Origin of the sequence: Sphingomonas sp. PAMC 26621 (assembly GCF_000251145.1) — a bacterium.
In the GTDB taxonomy this organism is placed as follows: domain Bacteria; phylum Pseudomonadota; class Alphaproteobacteria; order Sphingomonadales; family Sphingomonadaceae; genus Sphingomonas.
Genome location: NZ_AIDW01000021.1, coordinates 187,451 through 205,860 on the forward strand (window position 1 = coordinate 187,451; position 18,410 = coordinate 205,860).

Consider the following 18,410-nt stretch of genomic DNA (forward strand, 5'->3'; position numbering starts at 1 on the left):
ACGCGCTACTGGACCGGCTTGACCGCCAGACCGGTCCACTTCGCCGCAAACGCCCAGGCGTCGGCAGTCTCGGCAATCACCTTGTCGGTCGGCTTGCCCGAGCCATGACCCGCGCGCGTCTCGATCCGCACCAGCCGAGGCTTCGGCCCGAGGTCGAGCGACTGGAGCATTGCGGTATATTTGAACGTATGCCCCGGCACGACCCGGTCATCGGTATCCGCCGTCTCCGCGAGGATCGCCGGATACGCCTTGCCCGCACGGATGTTGTGGTACGGCGAATAGGCGTAAAGCGTCTTGAAATCGGCCTCCTTGGACGGATAGCCGTAATCGTCGACCCAATAGCGCCCCGCGGTGAAACGGTCGAACCGCAGCATGTCCATCACGCCGACTGCGGGGATCGCCGCGGCGAACAGGTCGGGTCGCTGGTTGGTGACGGCCCCCACGAGCAAACCGCCGTTCGACCCGCCCTGGATGACGAGCTGGTCCTTCCCGGTGATCTTCTGCGCTTCAGATATTCGCCCGCCGCGATGAAATCGTCGAACACATTCTGCTTCTGCGCGAGGCGTCCGCCGTCGTGCCACGCCTTGCCATACTCCCCGCCCCCACGGATGTTGGCGACCGCGAGCACGCCGCCCTGCTCGAGCCACGCGAGCCGCGTCGCGGAGAAGGTCGGCGTGACCGAAATGTTGAACCCGCCATAAGCGTAGAGCAGCGTCGGTGCGGGGCCGGTCACGTCCTTGCGCCGGACGACGAACATCGGGACGCGGGTGCCGTCCTTCGACGTGTAGAAGCGCTGGTCGACCTGATAGCGCGCCGGATCGAACGCGACCTTGGGGCTGGCCCAGGGGGTCGCCTTGCCGGTGCTGACATCATAGCGGTAGATCGTCGTGGGCGTGGCGAAGCTGGTAAACGCGTAGAAGGTCTCGGTGTCGTCCGCGTCCCCGCCAAAGCCACCGACATCGCCGATTCCGGGCAGCGCGACCGTGCCGTCCGCCTTGCCGTCGAGCGTGAACCGACGGACCTCGCTCTTCACGTCCGCCAGATACGACACGAGCAGCCGCCCGCCCACCAGGTTCGCTCCGTCGATCACGTCCTTGCCCTGCGCGACGATCTCGGTTTCGGGCACTTCGGCCGAGCGCGCATAGAGATTGGTCGCCACGATCCGGCCACGGGGCGCGCCCTTGTTGGTCACCCAGTAGAAATTGCCGCCGACATTGCCCGCCAGCGTCCACTCATTCTCGAGCCCCTTGACGATTGTCCGGGGCGCAGGCTTGGGCGCGGTCAGGTCGATCACGGTGATCTGGTAGCGGTTGTCGGTCCCCTCATGCGTGGTGATGACGAGCCACTTGCCGTCATCCGTCACCTGCGCAGTGTGCCCGAGCTTCGGCTGGTCGGGGGTCGCGTAGATCAGGCCATCCGCCGATTGCGGCGTGCCGAGCTTGTGGAAATAGACCTGCTGGTTCTCGTTGAGCGCCTGGAACTTGGACCCATCCGCCGGCGCGGCGAACCGGGAGTAAAAGAAGCCCGAGCCGTCCTTCGCCCACGACAGGCCGGAGAACTTGACCCATTCGACCGTATCCGACACCGCGCCGGACGCGACGTCGAGCACCTTGACGGTGCGCCAGTCGGTCCCGCCGTCCTGCACGGCATAGGCCAGCTTCTTGCCGTCCTCCGACGCGCTCCATTCGGCGAGCGCGGTCGCGCCGTCCTTCGACCAGCCATTGGGGTCAATCAGCACCCGCCCCTCGCCGCCCACGCTGTCGCGGACGTACAGGACCGCCTGGTTCTGAAGGCCCGCGTTGCGGCTGTAGAAATAGCGCCCGCCTTTCTTCACCGGCACGCCAAACCGCTCGTAATCGAGCAACTGCTTCAGTCGCGCCGCAAAGATGTCCCGCCCGGGCAGCGTCGCAAGATAGGCGTTGGTGACGGCATTCTGGTCGACCACCCACTTGGCGACCTCACGGTCGGTCCGGACGTCGTTCTCGAGCCAGCGATACGGATCGGCGACCTTGACGCCGAACTGTTCGTCGACCTGCGCGGTGCGTCGGGTTTCGGGATATTGCATGTGGGGAGCCTGTGTCTGCGCGAGGGCGGGGGAAGCGAGGAGAACCGCGAGGATCGGAAAAGGACGCATGCAAACCCCAGAAACGAAGAAAGGAGCCACACTCTGGACGAGTGCAGCTCCTTTCTCAATCCCGCGGGACGGACGGCTTACGCCGCGTCGTCATACTCTTCGCCGGTCATCACCGGGCCCGAATCCTGGCCCTTTGCGCTGACGTCGCGGTCGACGAACTCGATCACCGCCATCGGCGATGCGTCCGACAGGCGGATACCCGCCTTGATGATGCGGGTGTAGCCGCCGTTGCGACCGGCATACCGCTCGGCCAGAACGTCGAACAGCTTGGTCAGCTGCGCATCGTCGAGCAACCGCGCGTGTGCGAGACGACGGTTGGACAGGCCACCCTTCTTCGCGAGCGTGATCATCTTCTCGATGTACGGGCGCAGTTCCTTCGCCTTGGCGACGGTCGTGGTGATCTGCTCATGCTTGATGAGCGCGGCGCTCATGTTGCGGAACAGGGCAATGCGGTGGGCCGAGGTCCGCTGAAGCTTACGGCCGCCTACGCGATGACGCATGGTATGTCCTTCGTTCGATAAGGGGCCGTGTGAGGTACCCCAGAGCCGGTGGGGACGGTGGCCCACCCGATGTTCCGTCATTCCCGCGAAGGCGGGGACCCTAACTGATGCCGGATACGTGGCGGCGAAGCCGCGTCGTCGGTCGGACCGAGGTCCGCCGGCCGGGCTTTCGCCGTCTCGGGATTAGCTCACGCTAATCCCGTGCGGCTCAGCCCATGATTTCCTGCTCGAGCTTCTTCGCCATCTCTTCGATGTTCTCAGGCGGCCAGCCGGGGATTTCCATGCCCAGGCGGAGACCCATGCTCGACAGCACTTCCTTGATCTCGTTGAGCGACTTGCGGCCGAAGTTCGGCGTGCGCAGCATCTCGGCTTCGGTCTTCTGGACCAGATCGCCGATGTAGATGATGTTGTCGTTCTTGAGGCAGTTGGCGCTGCGAACCGAAAGCTCGAGTTCGTCGACCTTCTTGAGCAGATAACGGTTGATCTGCTGCGTATCGCCCGAAACCTCGGTACCACCAGCGGCAGGCGCAGCCTGGCCGATCGGTGCCTGACGCGTGACGCTCGAATCGTCGAAGCCGACGAACAGCGCAAGCTGGTCCTGCAGGATGCGACCGGCATAACCGACGGCTTCCTCGGGCGAAACCGTACCGTCGGTCTCGATCGTCAGCGTCAGCTTGTCGTAATCGAGTTCCTGCCCGACGCGGGTGTTCTCAACCTTGTAGCTGACCTGCTTAACCGGCGAATACAAAGCATCGACCGGGATCAGGCCGATCGGCGCATCGGCCGGACGGTTGGACACGGCGGGGACATAGCCCTTGCCGACGTCCGCGGTCAGTTCCATGTTCAGCGTCGCGCCATCATCAAGATGGCACAGCACGAGCTGCGGGTTCATCACTTCGATGTCGCCCGAAACCGCGATGTCGCCCGCCTTGACCGGACCCGGGCCCGTTGCCGACAGCTGGAGCCGCTTCGGCCCTTCACCCTGCATGCGCAAAGCGATCTGCTTCACGTTGAGCACGATGTCGGTCACGTCCTCGCGAACGCCCGCCAGCGACGAGAATTCGTGCAGCACGTTCTCGATCTTGATCGACGTCACCGCCGCGCCCTGCAGCGAAGACAACAAAACGCGCCGCAGCGCGTTGCCGAGCGTCAGGCCGAAACCACGCTCCAGCGGCTCGGCGATAAAGGTCGCCTTGCGCTTGCCGTCTCCGCCGGGCTTCTTTTCGAGACCGGACGGCTTCTTGAGCTCCTGCCAGTTCTTTGCATTGACGGACATAGGCTATCCCTTGATTTTGGGCCGGCACGGGCGATGCCGACCAAGTGGGAATCGGACCGTGCAGCGCGATCAACCGCGCACGGCCGAGACGAAATCAGACGCGGCGACGCTTCGAAGGACGCACGCCGTTGTGCGGGATCGAGGTAACGTCACGGATCGAGGTGATCTGGAAACCGACCGCCTGCAGCGCGCGAAGCGCCGACTCACGGCCCGAACCCGGGCCCTTCACTTCGACTTCGAGCGTACGGACGCCGTGCTCGGCTGCCTTCTTGCCCGCGTCTTCCGCTGCGACCTGTGCCGCATACGGGGTCGACTTGCGCGAGCCCTTGAAGCCCATTGCGCCGGCCGACGACCACGAGATCGCGTTGCCCTGGGCATCGGTGATCGTGATCATGGTGTTGTTGAAGCTTGCGTTCACATGCGCAACACCAGAGGTGATGTTCTTGCGCTCACGCCGCTTAATGCGTTGCGGTTCACGTGCCATTGTCTTGTCCTAACCCTACTGCAGGAGCGAGCCGCGGTCACCCGCGGCTCAAGCTCACTTCTTCTTACCGGCGATCGGCTTTGCCTTGCCCTTGCGGGTGCGCGCATTGGTATGCGTGCGCTGGCCGCGAACGGGGAGGCCCTTGCGATGGCGCAGGCCGCGATAGCAGGCCAGATCCATCAGGCGCTTGATGTTCATCGCAACGGTGCGACGAAGATCACCCTCGACCGTGTAATCGGCATCGATGGTCTCACGGATGTGGAGGACTTCCTGGTCGGTCAGGTCCTGCACGCGCGCGGTCATCGGAATGCCCAGCTTGGTGACGATTTCCTTGGCCTTGGTGTCTCCAATGCCGTGGATGTAGGTGAGCGCGATTACTACGCGCTTGTTGGTCGGGATGTTGACCCCGGCGATACGTGCCATGAACTTGTTTCTCCTGCTCCACGGGACATGCATGGCTGCACATCCCATCTCATCGCGTTGCGCAACCGAACCCCGCGCCTTGTCAAAAAACGCAACACACCGGCGAGCGCAAACAAGCGCCGCCGGAGACCGGTGGTTCGGAATGCCGGGCTGGTAAAGATCGACTCGCCGCCTGTCAAGCACGCGTGACCGGTTTGCCTAGCGCGAGATGGGAACCACGATTGCGGCGATCAACCCAGGCGCATTGTCCTGCAGTTCGACCCGTCCCTCATGCAACCGTGCGACCGCCTCGACCAGCGCCATCCCCAGCCCCGCCCCGGGCAGGCTGCGCGCGCGATCGAGCCGACCGAAGCGACGCAACGCTTCTGCCCGATCCGCCTCCGCGATGCCGGGGCCGCGATCCTCGACCTGGAAGCGCGCGGCATTCCCCGCCATCGCCAGGCGCAGAACGATCTCACCGCCGACCCCGGCGTGGCGTAGCGCGTTGTCGATCAGATTGGCGATCGCCTGAGTCATCAACTCGCGGTGGAGCACGATGGGCGGAAGCCCGGTCGCGACAATCGCTTCGAACCGCATTCCGGCGTCCTCGACCACCGGCGCGTACAGATCGGCGATCTCCTCGACCAGCGTCGCCGGGTCGATCCGCGCGAGCCGGTCGCGCGAGACGCTCTCGGCGCGCGTGATCTCGATCATCGTCGACAGCATTCGCATCACGAGATCGGTCTCGATCAGCAGCCCACCCATCGCCGCCTCGCGCTGCGCGGGATCGGCCTGAAGCACGGCCGCCTCCGCCTTGGCGCGCAACCGCGCGAGCGGCGAGCGCAGGTCATGCGCGAGGCCGTCGGTGACGATCCGCAGTTCGCTCATCAGCCGTTCGGTCTTGTCGAGCATTGCATTCAGCCGAGTCGCGAGCCGGTCAAATGCGTCCCCGCTCGCGGCGTTGACGACCCGCCGCGAGAGATCACCCGCAGCGACGCCTTCGATCACGTCGGCGACGCGATCGAGCCGGCGCCCGACATAGCGCGTGACGACCAGCCCCCCGCCGACCCCGAGCGCGAGCGACAGCAGCATGGCGGCGGCAAGCGCACGTTCGATCCCGCGTTGCTCGGCGTTCCAGTCGTCAAGAACGCGGCCGCTGACCAGGCGATACGGCCCGATCTGGCGCACCGCATAGCCGGCCTCGCGCTCAGACCAGGGGGGGCCAATCGCGCGGATCCGGAAGCCGAGGTTAGGCCAGCGGGCGAAACCATCGAGTTCGGGGCCGACACCCGCGATCAACCGGCCATCACGCGCGATCACCGCCACGATCCGGGACAGGTCGCCAGGTGCCCGCGCTTCGCGGATCGTGCGCCCGAGTGCCGGAAGCCCGCCGCTGCGATAGACCGCGATCAAGGCATCGGATTGCTCGATCGTGTCGCGGCGAAGTTCGTCGATCGCATCGTCGCGGACCACCTTCCACACGAAGGCGACGAGCACGAGATTGGAGACGAGTGCGAGCAGGATCGACAGCAACGCGATCCGTGCCGTGACCGACAGGCGGATCAAGGCTCGACCGACAGCCGATACCCCGCGCCACGCACCGTATGCAGGATCGGTGCGGGGAACCCGTCCTCGAGCTTGCGGCGCAACCGGCCGATATGGACGTCGACCACGTTCGAACCCGGGTCGAAATGGTAATTCCAGATCTTCTCGAGCATCATCGTCCGGGTCACCACCTGCCCCGCATGCCGAGCAAGATATTCAAGCAGGTTGAACTCGCGTGCGCCGAGCGAGATCGGCTTGCCCTGCCGCGCGACGGTGCGCGCGAGCAGGTCGATCTCGAGGTCGCCGACCGACAGGCGTGTGGGTTGCCCCTCGGTCGCGCCGCGATCGACCCGCCGGAAGATCGCGTCGATCCGCGCAGTGAGTTCGGCAAAGGAGAAGGGTTTGACGAGATAATCGTCCGCACCCGCGTTGAGACCGTCGATCCGGTCGTCGACCGTCCCCAGCGCTGACAGCACCAGCGTTGGCGTGCTGACGCCGGCCGCGCGGATCGCGCCCAGCATCGCAAGGCCGTTGAGGCCCGGGAGCATGCGATCGGCGATGATCAGGTCGAAGATTCCCTCGCTTGCGAGGAACAGGCCGTCGCGGCCATCGGCACAGGTCTCGACCGCATAGCCGGTCTCTGCCAACCCCTTCGCCAGATAGGCGGCGGTCGAGCTATCGTCTTCAACAATCAGGATCTTGCGGGTCACAGGCGGCATTCCGGGCGGTTTCCTCATGCCTAGAATGAAATGAGGCCGACGGAAAGCGAGCCTTCCGCCGGCCAACGGCACTCCCGGGAGTGCGAGTGCCGATCTCGGTGATCATTTCCGGCCGCGTGCATCGGCCATGCCGGGATGTTTGCACCGGATTGCCTGCGCGATCCGGTGACATTGAGGTGACGAAAATGTCATTGAGGTATCTGGACGCCGCGCGAATTGCGGGGGAACGCACCACCACCAGCCACTCTTCCACCGTCATGCTGAACTCGTTTCAGCATCCACCGCGCAACCGGGACTGTCTTGACTCGTGGTGGGCTGGATCCTGAAACAAGTTCAGGATGACGGGCGTGCGAGGCGTATGGCGTCAAGCGTCCAGCGCAAGCGAGAATGAGCGCAAGCCAAGCCCCCCGCCCGCCTCACTTCAAATCGCGTCGAGAATACGCTCGATCGCCTTCGACACGCTGTCCATGTCCGCCATCCCATCGACTCGCGCGAGCAGCCCGCGCGCTTCGTAGATCGGGATGATCGGCTCGGTCTTCGCGCGATACTCCGCCATGCGCGTGCGCACGGTGTCTTCGTTATCGTCCGGACGGCGCTTGAACTCGTGGTGCCCGCACACGTCGCACGTCCCCGCAACCTTGGGTTGCTTGAAGTGGTCGTGATAGCCAGCACCACAATTGCCGCAGGTGAACCGCCCGACGATCCGCTCGACCAGCGCATCCTCATCGACCGTCAGCTCGATTACCTTGTCGAGCGTCCGCCCGCGTGCAGCGAGGATCGCGTCGAGCTGCTCGGCCTGCGCCGCAGTGCGCGGATAGCCGTCGAAGATCACACCCTTGTCGGTGTCGCCCATGTCGAGCCGCTCGCCGATGATACCCGACACGATCTCGTCCGAAACGAGCTGCCCCGATTCCATCACCGCCTTCGCCTGAAGCCCGACCGGGCTTCCCGACTTGACCGCGGCGCGCAGCATGTCGCCCGTCGAGAGCTGCACCATGCCGCGGTCGCTTTCGAGGCGCGCCGCCTGGGTGCCCTTGCCCGCGCCCGGGGGGCCCAACAAAATGATGTTCACGCGACTCTCCCGTTTACCGTCGCCGCGCTTAGCGCAGACGTCCGCCCTTCAGCTTCGCCTTCTTGATCAGGTCACCATATTGGTGCGCAAGCAAGTGGCTCTGGATCTGCGTCACCGTGTCCATCGTCACGTTGACGACGATCAGCAGGCTCGTCCCGCCGAGGTAGAAGGGGATCGACAGCGCCGAAACCAGATACTCGGGCAGTAGGCAGATGATCGCGAGATAGCCCGCCCCGATCACGGTGATGCGCGTCAGCACATAATCGAAATAGGTCTCGGTGTTCTTGCCCGGACGGATGCCCGGGATGAACCCGCCATGCCGCTTCAGATTGTCCGCGGTCTCTTCCGGGTTGAATACGACGGCGGTGTAGAAGAACGAGAAGAAGATGATCCCCGCACCGTACAGCAGCATGTAGGCGACGCTGCCATGCTGCAGATACTGGTTGAGCGTGATCACGACCGAGCCCCACCACGTATCGCCCGACACGTTCTTACCCGCGAACTGCGTGATCGTCAGCGGCATCAGCAGCAACGACGATGCGAAGATCGGCGGGATGACGCCCGCGGTGTTGATCTTGAGCGGCAGATGGCTGCGGTCCGACTGCATCCCGCGCTGGGTCTGGCGCTTGGGGTACTGGATGAGGATGCGGCGCTGCGCGCGCTCCATGAAGCAGATGAACAGGATGAGCCCCGCCACCGCGACGATGATCGCGACCAGCGTGAAGCCGGTGACGTTCCCGCCCCCGGTCCGTGCGGTCTGCGCGAGATTGAACAGCGTCGTCGGCAGGTTCGCGACGATACCCGCCATGATGATCAGCGACATGCCGTTGCCGATGCCGCGGCTGGTGATCTGCTCGCCGATCCACATCAGGAACATCGTACCGCCGACCAGGCGATGACCGATCCGATGATGAACAGCATGCCGGGATCGACCACCACGCCCTGGCTCTGGAAGCCGAGGCTGAGGAAATAGCCCTGGATGACGGTCAGCGCGACGGTCCCGAAGCGCGTGTACTGGTTCAGCCGCTTGCGCCCGCTCTCGCCTTCCTTCTTGATCGCGGCAAGCGTCGGCGACAGCGAGGTCGCGAGCTGCACCACGATCGAGGCGGTGATATACGGGGTAACCCCCAGCGCGATCAGACTGGCACGCTTGAGCGAACCGCCCGAGAAAGCGTTGAAGAAGTCGAGCACGCCGCCATTGGTGCGGCTCGCCAGCGCAGCGAGCGCGGTCGGGTCGATCCCCGGCAGCGGGACGTAGCTGAGCAGGCGGAACACGATCAGCGCGCCGATGGTGAACCACAGCCGCTTCTTGAGGTCGGTCGCCTGCGCGAACTTCGACAGGCTGATGCTTGAGGCCATTTTATCGGCTGCGGATGCCATGCGGTTGATCGTCCTGGAATCGATATCGGCGGAAACAAAAACGGCGGGAAACGTTTTACCGCCCCGCCGCTTCATATAGTCATGGAGGCGCGCTTGCCTAGCCGTTGCAGTCCGCTACCGCTTCCCCGGCGAAGGCCGGGGCCCAGTAGCGGACCGATCGAAGTTCGGGCGCACCCTCCATTACCTCCATCACCACGCTTGGGCCCCGGCCTTCGCCGGGGAAGCGTTGATGGAAAACGCGAGCGAGTTACGCCTTGAACGACGCCTTGTGCGCCTGGCGCTCCTTGTACTTCACGCCCTTCTTGGCAGCGGCCTTCTCGTTTGCCGGCATGACGTAGATCACGTCGACCGAACCGCCAGCCTTCTCGACCGCTTCGATCGCGCCCTTCGACGCGCCGGCAACCGTGAACTTGAGGACCGTGGTCAGCTCGCCCTTGCCGAGCAAACGGACGCCGTCCTTGCCACCGCGTGCGAGGCCAGCCGCCTTGAGCGCTTCGTGGTCGATCGAAGCGCCAGCCTCGATCTTGCCCGCGTCGACCGCCATCTGGATCGCACCGAGGTTTACCTCGGCATAATCCTTGGCGAAGATGTTGTTGAAGCCGCGCTTAGGCAGACGCATGTGAAGCGGCATCTGGCCGCCTTCGAAGCCGGCGATCGAAACGCCTTCACGGCTCTTCTGGCCCTTCTGGCCGCGGCCTGCGGTCTTGCCCTTGCCCGAACCGATACCACGGCCGACACGCATCTTGGATTTACGCGCGCCCTGATTGTCGCGGATTTCATTGAGTTTCATGAGTTGCACTCGCTTTCGCTTTTGTCGCGCTGATAAAAAGAAGAAGGGGGCCGTTAGCCCCCTTCCCCGCATTTGTCACTAGGCAAGCTGCAAAAGCGGCTGCCCAGAGATACCTGTTGTCGTGACGGATGCCACAGCGCCTGCTTTCACAGACGCTGCAAGCCTTACGCCTCGATCTTCACCATATGCGCGACCTTGCGGATCATCCCCCGGACTTCCGGGGTATCCTCGAGCTCGCGCGTCTTGTGCATCTTGTTGAGGCCGAGGCCGATCAGCGTTGCGCGCTGGTCGGCTTCGCGGCGGATCGGCGAACCGGTCTGCGTGATCTTGATGGTCGCCATCGATATTACTCCGCGATCGCTTCGGCCTGGGCCTCTGCGACGTCCTTGTCCGCGCCACCACGGCCGAGCAGGTCCGCAATCTTCTTGCCGCGACGCTGCGCAACCGCCTTCGGGCTGACCTGTGCGGTCAGCGACTCGAAGGTCGCGCGGATCATGTTGTAGGGGTTCGACGTGCCGACCGACTTGGTCACCACGTCCGCGACGCCGAGCGCCTCGAACACGGCGCGCATCGGGCCGCCCGCGATGATGCCGGTGCCGGGAGGCGCCGAGCGCAGCGTGACGAGGCCGGCACCGAAGTGACCGCGACCGTCATGATGCAGCGTACGACCTTCCTTGAGCGGAACGCGAACCATCGCCTTCTTGGCGGCAGCCGTCGCCTTGGAGATGGCTTCCGGCACTTCGCGTGCCTTGCCATGACCGAAGCCGACACGCCCCTTGCCGTCGCCTACGACGACCAGCGCTGCGAAGCCGAAGCGCTTACCGCCCTTGACCGTCTTCGAGACGCGGTTGATGTGAACCAGCTTCTCGATCAGCTCTTCGCCACCATCGTCCGAACCCGGACGACCGCCGCGATTGTCGCGACCGCCGCGACTGTCACGGCCACCCCGGTTGGGGCCACCGCCGCCAGGACCGGTGCGACCACGACCACCACGGGGCCCGCGGCCCTGCGGTGCATCGTTCGGCGTCGTTGCCGGTGCGGCGATCTCGCCGGTGTTGATCTCATCCGCCATGTCTTAGAACTCCAATCCGGCTTCGCGCGCGGCTTGCGCCAGCGCCTTGACGCGGCCGTGGAACAGGAAGCCGCCACGGTCGAAGACGACCTGCGTCACGCCGGCTGCCTTGGCTGCCTCGGCGACACGCGTGCGACACCGATCGCTGCATCGACATTGGCCCCGGTCGTGTCGCGCACGTCCTTTTCCAGCGTCGAGGCAGCGGCAACGGTCACGCCCTTGGCGTCGTCGATGATCTGCGCATAGATGTGACGACCCGAACGGTGGATCGACAGCCGCGGACGGCCCGTTCCACGCGCACGGAGCGCGGTGCGATTGCGGCGGCGCCGCTTCTCGAAGAGAGACATACCCTTGGTCGACATTACTTCTTTTTCCCTTCCTTGCGGAAGATGAACTCGCCGTCGTACTTGATGCCCTTGCCCTTGTACGGCTCGGGCTTACGCCACTGGCGAATTTCCGCGGCCAGCTGGCCGACCTTCTGCTTGTCCGTGCCCGAGATCTCGATCGTCGTGTTGTCGGGGGTCTTGACCTCGATCCCCTCCGGCACGTTGATGTTGACGTCGTGGCTGTAGCCGAGCTTCAGGTTCAGATTGCGACCCTGGGCCGCGGCACGATAACCAACGCCGTTGATCAGCAGCTTCTTGGTGAAGCCGTCCGACACGCCGGTGATCAGGTTCTGAACCATGGTACGCTGCATGCCCCAGAAGGCACGAGCGCGCTTGGTCTCGTTCGCCGGGACGACGGAAATGCCGCCGTCCTCGAGCGTGTAGCTGATCTCGTCGCGCAGCGGCATCGCCAGGGTGCCCTTGGGGCCCTTCACGCTGATCTGCCCGCCGTCGATCGTCGCAGAGACGCCGGCGGGAACGGTGATCGGCTTTTTACCGATGCGGCTCATCAGAACACCTCCGCGAGGACTTCGCCGCCGACGTTCTGCTCACGCGCTTCCGCGTCGGACAGAACACCCTTGGGGGTGGAAACGATCGTGATGCCGAGGCCGTTCATGATGCGCGGCAATTCGGTCGAACCCGAATAGACGCGACGACCGGGCTTGGACACACGGGCAACGTGCTTGATCGCGGGCTGGCCCTCGAAATACTTCAGCTCGATGCGGATGCCGGCCGCGGGGCCCATCTGCTCTTCGCTATAGCCACGGATGTAGCCTTCGCGCTGGAGCACGTCGAGAACGCGGGTCCGCAGCTTGGAGCCCGGCGTCAGGACGGAGTCCTTGCGCGCGCGCTGGCCGTTACGGATGCGGGTGAGCATATCACCCAGGGGATCGGTCAATGCCATCTCGTGATCCTTACCAGCTCGACTTCGTAACGCCCGGGATCAGGCCCTTGTTGGCCAGATCGCGCAGCTGAATACGGCAGAGGCGGAACTTACGATAATATGCGCGCGGACGACCCGTCAGCTCGCAGCGGTTGCGGATGCGCGTCGGGTTCCCGTTGCGGGGAATCTCGGCCATCTTCAGGCGGGCTTCGATCCGCTCGCCGTCGCTCAGCGTGCTGTCGGCAGCGATTGCCTTCAGCGCGGCGTACTTGGGCGCGTACTTCTTGACGAGCATCTTGCGACGCTCGTTCTTGTTCACCGAACTTACCTTGGCCATCTTATGCCGCCTTCTTCTGGTCGTCAGCAGACTCTGAGCCAGTCACTTCTGGCGGGAACGGGAAGCCGAACAGACGGAGCAACTCGCGCGCCTCGTCGTCGGTCTTCGCGCTGGTCGTGACGATCACGTCGAGACCGCGGACCTTGTCGATCTTGTCGTAGCTGATTTCCGGGAAAACCAGCTGCTCCTTCAGGCCGCAGGCATAGTTGCCGCGTCCGTCGAACGACTTGGGGTTGAGCCCGCGAAAATCGCGAACGCGCGGGAGCGCGATCGTGATGAAGCGGTCGAGGAATTCGTACATCCGCTCACGGCGAAGCGTGACCTTGACGCCGATCGGCATGCCCTCACGCAGCTTGAACTGCGCGATCGACTTCTTGGCCTTGGTCACGACGGGACGCTGCCCTGCGATCAATTCCATTTCGCCGAAAGCCTGGTCGACCTTCTTCTTGTCCTGCGTCGCCTCGCCAACGCCCATGTTGAGCGTGATCTTCTCGATGCGCGGGACTTCCATCGCGTTCTTGTAGCCGAACTTCTCGGTCATCGCTGCGATGACCTTGTCGTCGTAAATGCCCTTCATGCGGGGCTTGGTAGCTGCATCAGCCATCGATCTTGTCTCCGGTCTTGACCGCAACACGAACCTTCTTGCCGTCCTGGGTCTCGAAACGAACGCGCGTCGGCTTGCCGTCGGCGGTCACGTGCGCGACCTTCGAAACGTGCATCGGCGCTTCGCTTCGCATCAGGCCGCCCTGCGGGTCACCCTGGCTCGGCTTGGTGTGGCGAACGGCGATGTTCACGCCGGACACGACGACCTTGCCGTCCTTCGGCATTGCCATCGTGACGTCACCGGTCTTGCCCTTGTCCTTGCCGGACAGGACGATGACGCGGTCGCCTTTCTTGATACGTGCAGTGGCCATTACAGCACCTCCGGCGCAAGGCTGATGATCTTCATGTGCTTCTTGCCGCGAAGCTCACGCACGACTGGGCCGAAGATACGGGTGCCGATCGGCTCCTCGTTCTTGTTGACCAGCACAGCCGCATTCGAATCGAAGCGGATCACGGTGCCATCGGCGCGGCGAATGTCCTTCGCCGTACGCACGATGACGGCACGGTGCACGTCGCCCTTCTTCACGCGGCCGCGCGGTGCGGCCTCCTTCACGCTGACGACGATGATGTCGCCAACGCCTGCAACACGACGCTTGGAACCCCCAAGCACCTTGATGCACATAACCCGCTTCGCGCCGCTGTTGTCAGCGACCTCGAGATTGGATTGCATCTGGATCATTGGATCCGCTTCCTTCTCATCTGGGGCCGATACCGACCGGTCCCCGCCTCAATAAACGTTGACGCTTACGCGTCGACGTCAACTCGTTGCGGCGTCGCATGGGCGTTGACCCGCTCGATCACCTTCCACGTCTTCAACTTGGAAATCGGCGCGGTCTCTTCGATCCGCACGATCTCGCCAAGCTTGAACTCGTTGCCCTCGTCATGGGCGTGGTACTTTTTGGTCCGACGAATGATCTTGCCGTAGAGCGCATGCTTGACCTTGCGCTCCACGTTCACGACCACCGTCTTGTCGCCCTTGTCGGAGACGATCAGCCCCGTCAGCACGCGCTTTGGCATGTCTAAATCCTTACTTTGCCGCAGTGTCGCGCGAACGCGCGGTCTGCAGGGTCTTGATGCGAGCAATGTCGCGACGGACTTCACGAACCCGGCTCGGCTTTTCGAGCTGATTGGTCGCGGCCTGGAAGCGGAGGTTGAACGCCTCGCGCTTCAGGTTGCCGAGTTCTTCACCCAGCTGGTCCTCGGACTTCGCCTTGAGGTCGTCGATGCGGGCCATCTTATGCAACTCCCAGATGCGAGGTGTCGCCGAGACGGGCAACGACCTTCACCTTGATCGGCAGCTTCATCGCTGCGCGGCTGAACGCCATAGCGGCAATGTCACCCGGAACGCCATCCAGTTCGAACAGGATGCGGCCTGGCTTGACGCGGGCTGCCCAATATTCCGGCGAACCCTTGCCCTTACCCATGCGGACTTCGGCAGGCTTGCCCGAGACGGGAACGTCAGGGAAAACGCGGATCCACAAACGGCCCTGGCGCTTGATGTGACGCGTGATCGCACGGCGAGCCGCCTCGATCTGGCGTGCGGTGAGACGATCCGGCTCCATCGCCTTCAGGCCATACGACCCGAAGTTGAGCGTGGTGCCACCCTTGGCGTCACCATGGATGCGGCCCTTGAAGGCCTTGCGGAACTTGGTCTTTTTCGGTTGCAGCATGATCTATTCCTTAGCGGCGCGGATCAGGCCGGACGCCGGAAGTCTGCGCTTCCATCATCAGCCGGTCGGTCGCCATCGGGTCATGACCCAGGATTTCGCCCTTGAAGATCCAGACCTTCACGCCGCACACGCCATATGCGGTGTGTGCCTGCGCTTCGGCGTAATCAACGTTTGCGCGCAGCGTGTGGAGCGGAACGCGACCTTCGCGATACCATTCCGACCGTGCGATCTCGGCGCCGCCAAGACGGCCCCCGCAGTTGATCCGGATGCCTTCGGCACCGAGCCGCATCGCCGACTGAACCGCACGCTTCATAGCGCGACGGAAAGCGATACGACGCTCGAGCTGATCGGCAATGCCCTGGGCGACGAGCTTGCTGTCGACTTCCGGCTTGCGGATCTCGACGATGTTCAGGCTGACATCCGAAGAGGTCATCGCACCGAGGGTACGACGCAGCTTCTCGATGTCCGCACCCTTCTTGCCGATGATCACGCCGGGGCGTGCGGCAAAGATCGAAACGCGGCACAGCTTGGCCGGACGGTCGATCACCACCTTGGAGATCGCGGCCTGGGGCAGCGTCTTCATGATGTAAGTGCGCATCTTGAGGTCTTCGAGGAGAAGACGACCGTAGTCGGCGCCTTCGGCGTACCAACGGCTGTCCCAGGTGCGGTTGATCTGCAGGCGCAGACCGATCGGGTTCGATTTCTGACCCATTATGCTTCTTCCTGCTCGCGCACGACGATGCGCAGACGGCTGAACGGCTTGAGGATGCGCGTCGACTTGCCGCGACCGCGGGTCGCGAAACGCTTCATCACGATCGACTTGCCGACCGAAGCCTCTGCGACGACGAGTGCGTCGACGTCGAGGTTATGGTTGTTCTCGGCGTTGGCGATGGCCGAAGCGAGCACCTTGCGCGCGTCGACGGCCATACCCTTGGTCGAGAACTGCAGGATGTTCATCGCATCGCCGACCTTCTTGCCGCGGATGAGCGCTGCAACCAGACCGAGCTTCTGCGCCGAACCACGAATCTGCGTGCCGACCGACAGCGCCTCGTTGTCCGCCACGCGGCGGGGAGCTTTTGCCTTAGACATCAGCGCTTGCCCTTCTTGTCCGCGGCATGGCCGGGGAAATAGCGGGTGGGCGCGAACTCGCCGAGCTTCATGCCCACCATGTCCTCGTTGACCGAAACCGGCACGAACTTGCGGCCGTTATAGACGCTGAACGTGAGGCCGACGAACTGCGGCAGGATCGTCGAGCGGCGCGACCAGGTCTTGATCGCACCACGCGCGTTGGTTTCCTGCGCGGTTTCTGCCTTCTTCAGCAGATGGAGATCCACGAAGGGACCCTTCCAGACTGAGCGAGCCATCTTAGCCCTTCCTCTTCGTCGAATGACGCGAACGGATGATCATCTTATCCGTCGACTTGTTATGACGGGTGCGCGCACCCTTCGTCGGCTTGCCCCAAGGGGTGACCGGATGACGGCCACCCGAGGTGCGGCCTTCACCACCGCCGTGCGGATGGTCGACCGGGTTCTTGGCGACACCACGCGTCAGCGGGCGGATGCCCAACCAGCGGTTACGACCGGCCTTCGCCAGATTGGTGTTGCCGTTGTCCGGGTTCGACACCGCACCGACCGTCGCCATGCAATTGGCGTGGAGGTAGCGCTGCTCGCCCGAGTTGAGGCGGACCATGACCATGCCCTTGTCGCGACCGACGACCTGCACGTACGTGCCTGCCGACCGTGCGAGCTGACCGCCCTTGCCCGGCTTCATCTCGACGTTGTGGACGATCGTGCCAACCGGCATCTGGCCCAGTTCCATCGCGTTGCCCGGCTTAACGTCGGTCTTCTTGTCGGCGATGACCTTGTCACCAACCGCAAGGCGCTGCGGCGCGATGATGTACGCAACGTTTTCCTTGCCATCGGCGGTCTGACCATAATTGATCAGCGCGATGAACGCAGTCCGGTTGGGATCATACTCGATCCGCTCGACCACGCCATCGACGCCCCAGTTACGGCGCTTGAAGTCGATGATGCGGTAGCGCTGCTTGTGACCGCCGGCGATGCCACGCGAGGTCACATGGCCCTTGTTGTTGCGCCCACCGGTCTTGCGCTTGCCTTCGGTCAGCGCCTTGACGGGGCCGCCCTTGTGCAACGCCGAACGGTCGACGAGGATGAGCCCGCGTTGGCCGGGGCTGGTCGGATTATAATGCTTCAGTGCCATCGGATCAGATCCCCGTCGTCACGTCGATGGACTGACCGTCCTTCAACGTCACGATCGCCTTCTTGATGTCGGAGCGCTTGTAAGGAGCACCCTTCCACTTCTTGGTCTTGCCCTTCTGGACGATCGTGTTGACCCCCAGAACGGTCACGTCGAACAATGCCTCGATCGCAGCCTTGATCTGCGGCTTCGTGGCTTCGTTGGTGACCTTGAACACGACCGCGTTATGCTCGCTGAGCAACGTGGCCTTCTCGGTGATGTGCGGTGCGACGATCACGTCATAATGACGCGCGTCGATCGCTGCTTTCTGCTTAGCCATTGAAGCGCGCCTCCAGCTTCTCGACGGCAGCGCGGGTCAGGACCAGCGTGTCGTGCTTCAGGATGTCGTACACATTGGCGCCGGCGGCCGGCATCACGTTGATCGTGTGCAGGTTGCCCGCGGCCAGTGCGAAGCTCGTGTCGACCATGTCGCCGTCGATCACGAGTGCGGTCTTGCCGGCACCGATGTTCGACCAGCTGCCGATGAGCGTCTTGGTCTTGTTCGCCTCGACAGCGAGGCTGTCCATGACGACCAGCGTGCCAGCCTGCGCATGGCTCGAAAGCGCCATCTTCAGACCGAGCGCACGAACCTTCTTGTTCAGGCCCGGGTTGAAGTCGCGGGTCCGCTGACCGTGCGCCTTACCACCACCGACGAAGATCGGCGCGCGGCGATCGCCGTGACGCGCCGTACCGCCGCCCTTCTGGCGACCGAACTTCTTGCCGGTGCGAGCAACGTCGGAACGCTCGCGCGTGCCGCTTGCGGTCGCACGACGCTTCTCGAGCTGCCAGGTGACGACGCGGTGCAGGATGTCGGCGCGCGGATCGAGGCCGAAGACCTCGTCGTTGAGCTCGACTTCCGTGCCGGCTGCGCCGTCGAAAGACTGAGAGGTAACCTTCATGA

The 18,410-nt window shown here is 63.8% G+C and carries 25 protein-coding genes and 3 pseudogenes; all 28 read right to left on the reverse strand.

Annotated features, from left to right (window positions below; translation table 11 throughout):
• Window positions 1-5: 5 nt before the first annotated feature.
• The 28 genes and pseudogenes from RI03_RS12455 to rplD all read right to left on the reverse strand — a co-directional run bounded on the left by RI03_RS12455 (window position 6) and on the right by rplD (window position 18,408).
• Window positions 6-2,134: pseudogene (locus tag RI03_RS12455) on the reverse strand (prolyl oligopeptidase family serine peptidase).
• A gap of 77 nt (window positions 2,135-2,211) precedes the next feature.
• Window positions 2,212-2,634, reverse strand: a complete 423-nt coding sequence (gene rplQ / locus RI03_RS12460) for a 50S ribosomal protein L17 (RefSeq protein ID WP_010164552.1) — start codon at window positions 2,632-2,634, stop codon at window positions 2,212-2,214.
• A 208-nt stretch (window positions 2,635-2,842) separates the two neighbouring features.
• Complete coding sequence (locus tag RI03_RS12465; RefSeq protein WP_010164554.1) at window positions 2,843-3,910, reverse strand: DNA-directed RNA polymerase subunit alpha; 1,068 nt, start codon at window positions 3,908-3,910, stop codon at window positions 2,843-2,845.
• Between the two features lie 94 nt (window positions 3,911-4,004).
• The gene (gene rpsK, locus RI03_RS12470; protein ID WP_010164557.1) at window positions 4,005-4,394 is read right to left on the reverse strand and encodes a 30S ribosomal protein S11; all 390 of its coding nucleotides are present in this window, start codon (window positions 4,392-4,394) and stop codon (window positions 4,005-4,007) included.
• Between the two features lie 54 nt (window positions 4,395-4,448).
• Complete coding sequence (gene rpsM / locus RI03_RS12475; RefSeq protein ID WP_010164558.1) at window positions 4,449-4,817, reverse strand: 30S ribosomal protein S13; 369 nt, start codon at window positions 4,815-4,817, stop codon at window positions 4,449-4,451.
• Between the two features lie 198 nt (window positions 4,818-5,015).
• Complete coding sequence (locus tag RI03_RS12480) at window positions 5,016-6,362, reverse strand: HAMP domain-containing sensor histidine kinase (protein WP_010217798.1); 1,347 nt, start codon at window positions 6,360-6,362, stop codon at window positions 5,016-5,018.
• Window positions 6,359-7,051, reverse strand: a complete 693-nt coding sequence (locus RI03_RS12485) for a response regulator transcription factor (RefSeq protein ID WP_010164560.1) — start codon at window positions 7,049-7,051, stop codon at window positions 6,359-6,361. The genes RI03_RS12480 and RI03_RS12485 overlap by 4 nt, the downstream gene beginning before the upstream one ends.
• A 430-nt stretch (window positions 7,052-7,481) precedes the next feature.
• Window positions 7,482-8,132: an adenylate kinase gene (locus RI03_RS12490; protein ID WP_010217799.1), complete on the reverse strand. Its 651-nt coding sequence runs from the start codon at window positions 8,130-8,132 to the stop codon at window positions 7,482-7,484.
• A gap of 28 nt (window positions 8,133-8,160) precedes the next feature.
• A pseudogene (gene secY, locus RI03_RS12495) lies at window positions 8,161-9,512 on the reverse strand (preprotein translocase subunit SecY).
• 247 nt (window positions 9,513-9,759) lie between these two features.
• Window positions 9,760-10,302 carry a 50S ribosomal protein L15 gene (gene rplO, locus RI03_RS12500; protein ID WP_010217800.1) on the reverse strand — a complete coding sequence of 181 codons (543 nt, stop codon included), beginning with the start codon at window positions 10,300-10,302 and terminating at the stop codon, window positions 9,760-9,762.
• Window positions 10,303-10,466: 164 nt separating this feature from the next.
• Window positions 10,467-10,643, reverse strand: a complete 177-nt coding sequence (gene rpmD, locus RI03_RS12505; protein WP_010164564.1) for a 50S ribosomal protein L30 — start codon at window positions 10,641-10,643, stop codon at window positions 10,467-10,469.
• A 5-nt stretch (window positions 10,644-10,648) separates the two neighbouring features.
• Entirely contained in the window at window positions 10,649-11,374 is a 726-nt protein-coding gene (gene rpsE / locus RI03_RS12510) for a 30S ribosomal protein S5 (protein WP_010164566.1), read from the reverse strand.
• Window positions 11,375-11,377: 3 nt separating this feature from the next.
• Window positions 11,378-11,736, reverse strand: a pseudogene (gene rplR / locus RI03_RS12515) (50S ribosomal protein L18).
• A complete protein-coding gene (gene rplF / locus RI03_RS12520) occupies window positions 11,736-12,269 on the reverse strand; it encodes a 50S ribosomal protein L6 (protein WP_010164569.1) in 534 nt (177 codons plus the stop codon). The pseudogene rplR and the gene rplF overlap by 1 nt, the downstream one beginning before the upstream one ends.
• A complete protein-coding gene (rpsH, locus tag RI03_RS12525; protein ID WP_010164570.1) occupies window positions 12,269-12,664 on the reverse strand; it encodes a 30S ribosomal protein S8 in 396 nt (131 codons plus the stop codon). The genes rplF and rpsH overlap by 1 nt, the downstream gene beginning before the upstream one ends.
• A gap of 10 nt (window positions 12,665-12,674) precedes the next feature.
• Window positions 12,675-12,980 carry a 30S ribosomal protein S14 gene (gene rpsN / locus RI03_RS12530; protein ID WP_010164571.1) on the reverse strand — a complete coding sequence of 102 codons (306 nt, stop codon included), beginning with the start codon at window positions 12,978-12,980 and terminating at the stop codon, window positions 12,675-12,677.
• Between the two features lies 1 nt (window position 12,981).
• The gene (gene rplE, locus RI03_RS12535) at window positions 12,982-13,584 is read right to left on the reverse strand and encodes a 50S ribosomal protein L5 (RefSeq protein WP_026046697.1); all 603 of its coding nucleotides are present in this window, start codon (window positions 13,582-13,584) and stop codon (window positions 12,982-12,984) included.
• Window positions 13,577-13,894, reverse strand: a complete 318-nt coding sequence (gene rplX, locus RI03_RS12540) for a 50S ribosomal protein L24 (protein ID WP_010164573.1) — start codon at window positions 13,892-13,894, stop codon at window positions 13,577-13,579. The genes rplE and rplX overlap by 8 nt, the downstream gene beginning before the upstream one ends.
• On the reverse strand, window positions 13,894-14,262 hold the full coding sequence (gene rplN, locus RI03_RS12545; RefSeq protein WP_010164574.1) for a 50S ribosomal protein L14: 369 nt from the start codon (window positions 14,260-14,262) through the stop codon (window positions 13,894-13,896). Before rplN ends, rplX begins: the two co-directional genes overlap by 1 nt.
• Window positions 14,263-14,327: 65 nt before the next feature.
• Window positions 14,328-14,600 carry a 30S ribosomal protein S17 gene (gene rpsQ / locus RI03_RS12550; RefSeq protein ID WP_010164576.1) on the reverse strand — a complete coding sequence of 91 codons (273 nt, stop codon included), beginning with the start codon at window positions 14,598-14,600 and terminating at the stop codon, window positions 14,328-14,330.
• A gap of 10 nt (window positions 14,601-14,610) precedes the next feature.
• A complete protein-coding gene (gene rpmC / locus RI03_RS12555; protein WP_010164578.1) occupies window positions 14,611-14,817 on the reverse strand; it encodes a 50S ribosomal protein L29 in 207 nt (68 codons plus the stop codon).
• 1 nt (window position 14,818) lies between these two features.
• On the reverse strand, window positions 14,819-15,253 hold the full coding sequence (gene rplP / locus RI03_RS12560) for a 50S ribosomal protein L16 (RefSeq protein WP_010164579.1): 435 nt from the start codon (window positions 15,251-15,253) through the stop codon (window positions 14,819-14,821).
• A gap of 10 nt (window positions 15,254-15,263) precedes the next feature.
• Window positions 15,264-15,965, reverse strand: coding sequence for a 30S ribosomal protein S3 (gene rpsC, locus RI03_RS12565; protein WP_010164580.1), 702 nt, complete (start codon window positions 15,963-15,965; stop codon window positions 15,264-15,266).
• Window positions 15,965-16,342: a 50S ribosomal protein L22 gene (gene rplV / locus RI03_RS12570; RefSeq protein ID WP_010164581.1), complete on the reverse strand. Its 378-nt coding sequence runs from the start codon at window positions 16,340-16,342 to the stop codon at window positions 15,965-15,967. The genes rpsC and rplV overlap by 1 nt, the downstream gene beginning before the upstream one ends.
• Window positions 16,342-16,617 carry a 30S ribosomal protein S19 gene (rpsS, locus tag RI03_RS12575; protein WP_010164582.1) on the reverse strand — a complete coding sequence of 92 codons (276 nt, stop codon included), beginning with the start codon at window positions 16,615-16,617 and terminating at the stop codon, window positions 16,342-16,344. The genes rplV and rpsS overlap by 1 nt, the downstream gene beginning before the upstream one ends.
• A 1-nt stretch (window position 16,618) precedes the next feature.
• Window positions 16,619-17,473, reverse strand: a complete 855-nt coding sequence (gene rplB / locus RI03_RS12580) for a 50S ribosomal protein L2 (RefSeq protein ID WP_010164583.1) — start codon at window positions 17,471-17,473, stop codon at window positions 16,619-16,621.
• 4 nt (window positions 17,474-17,477) lie between these two features.
• Window positions 17,478-17,789, reverse strand: coding sequence for a 50S ribosomal protein L23 (locus RI03_RS12585; RefSeq protein WP_010164584.1), 312 nt, complete (start codon window positions 17,787-17,789; stop codon window positions 17,478-17,480).
• Window positions 17,782-18,408 (reverse strand): 50S ribosomal protein L4, encoded by a 627-nt coding sequence (gene rplD / locus RI03_RS12590; RefSeq protein ID WP_010164586.1) that lies wholly within the window; start codon window positions 18,406-18,408, stop codon window positions 17,782-17,784. Before rplD ends, RI03_RS12585 begins: the two co-directional genes overlap by 8 nt.
• Between the last annotated feature and the right edge of the window lie 2 nt (window positions 18,409-18,410).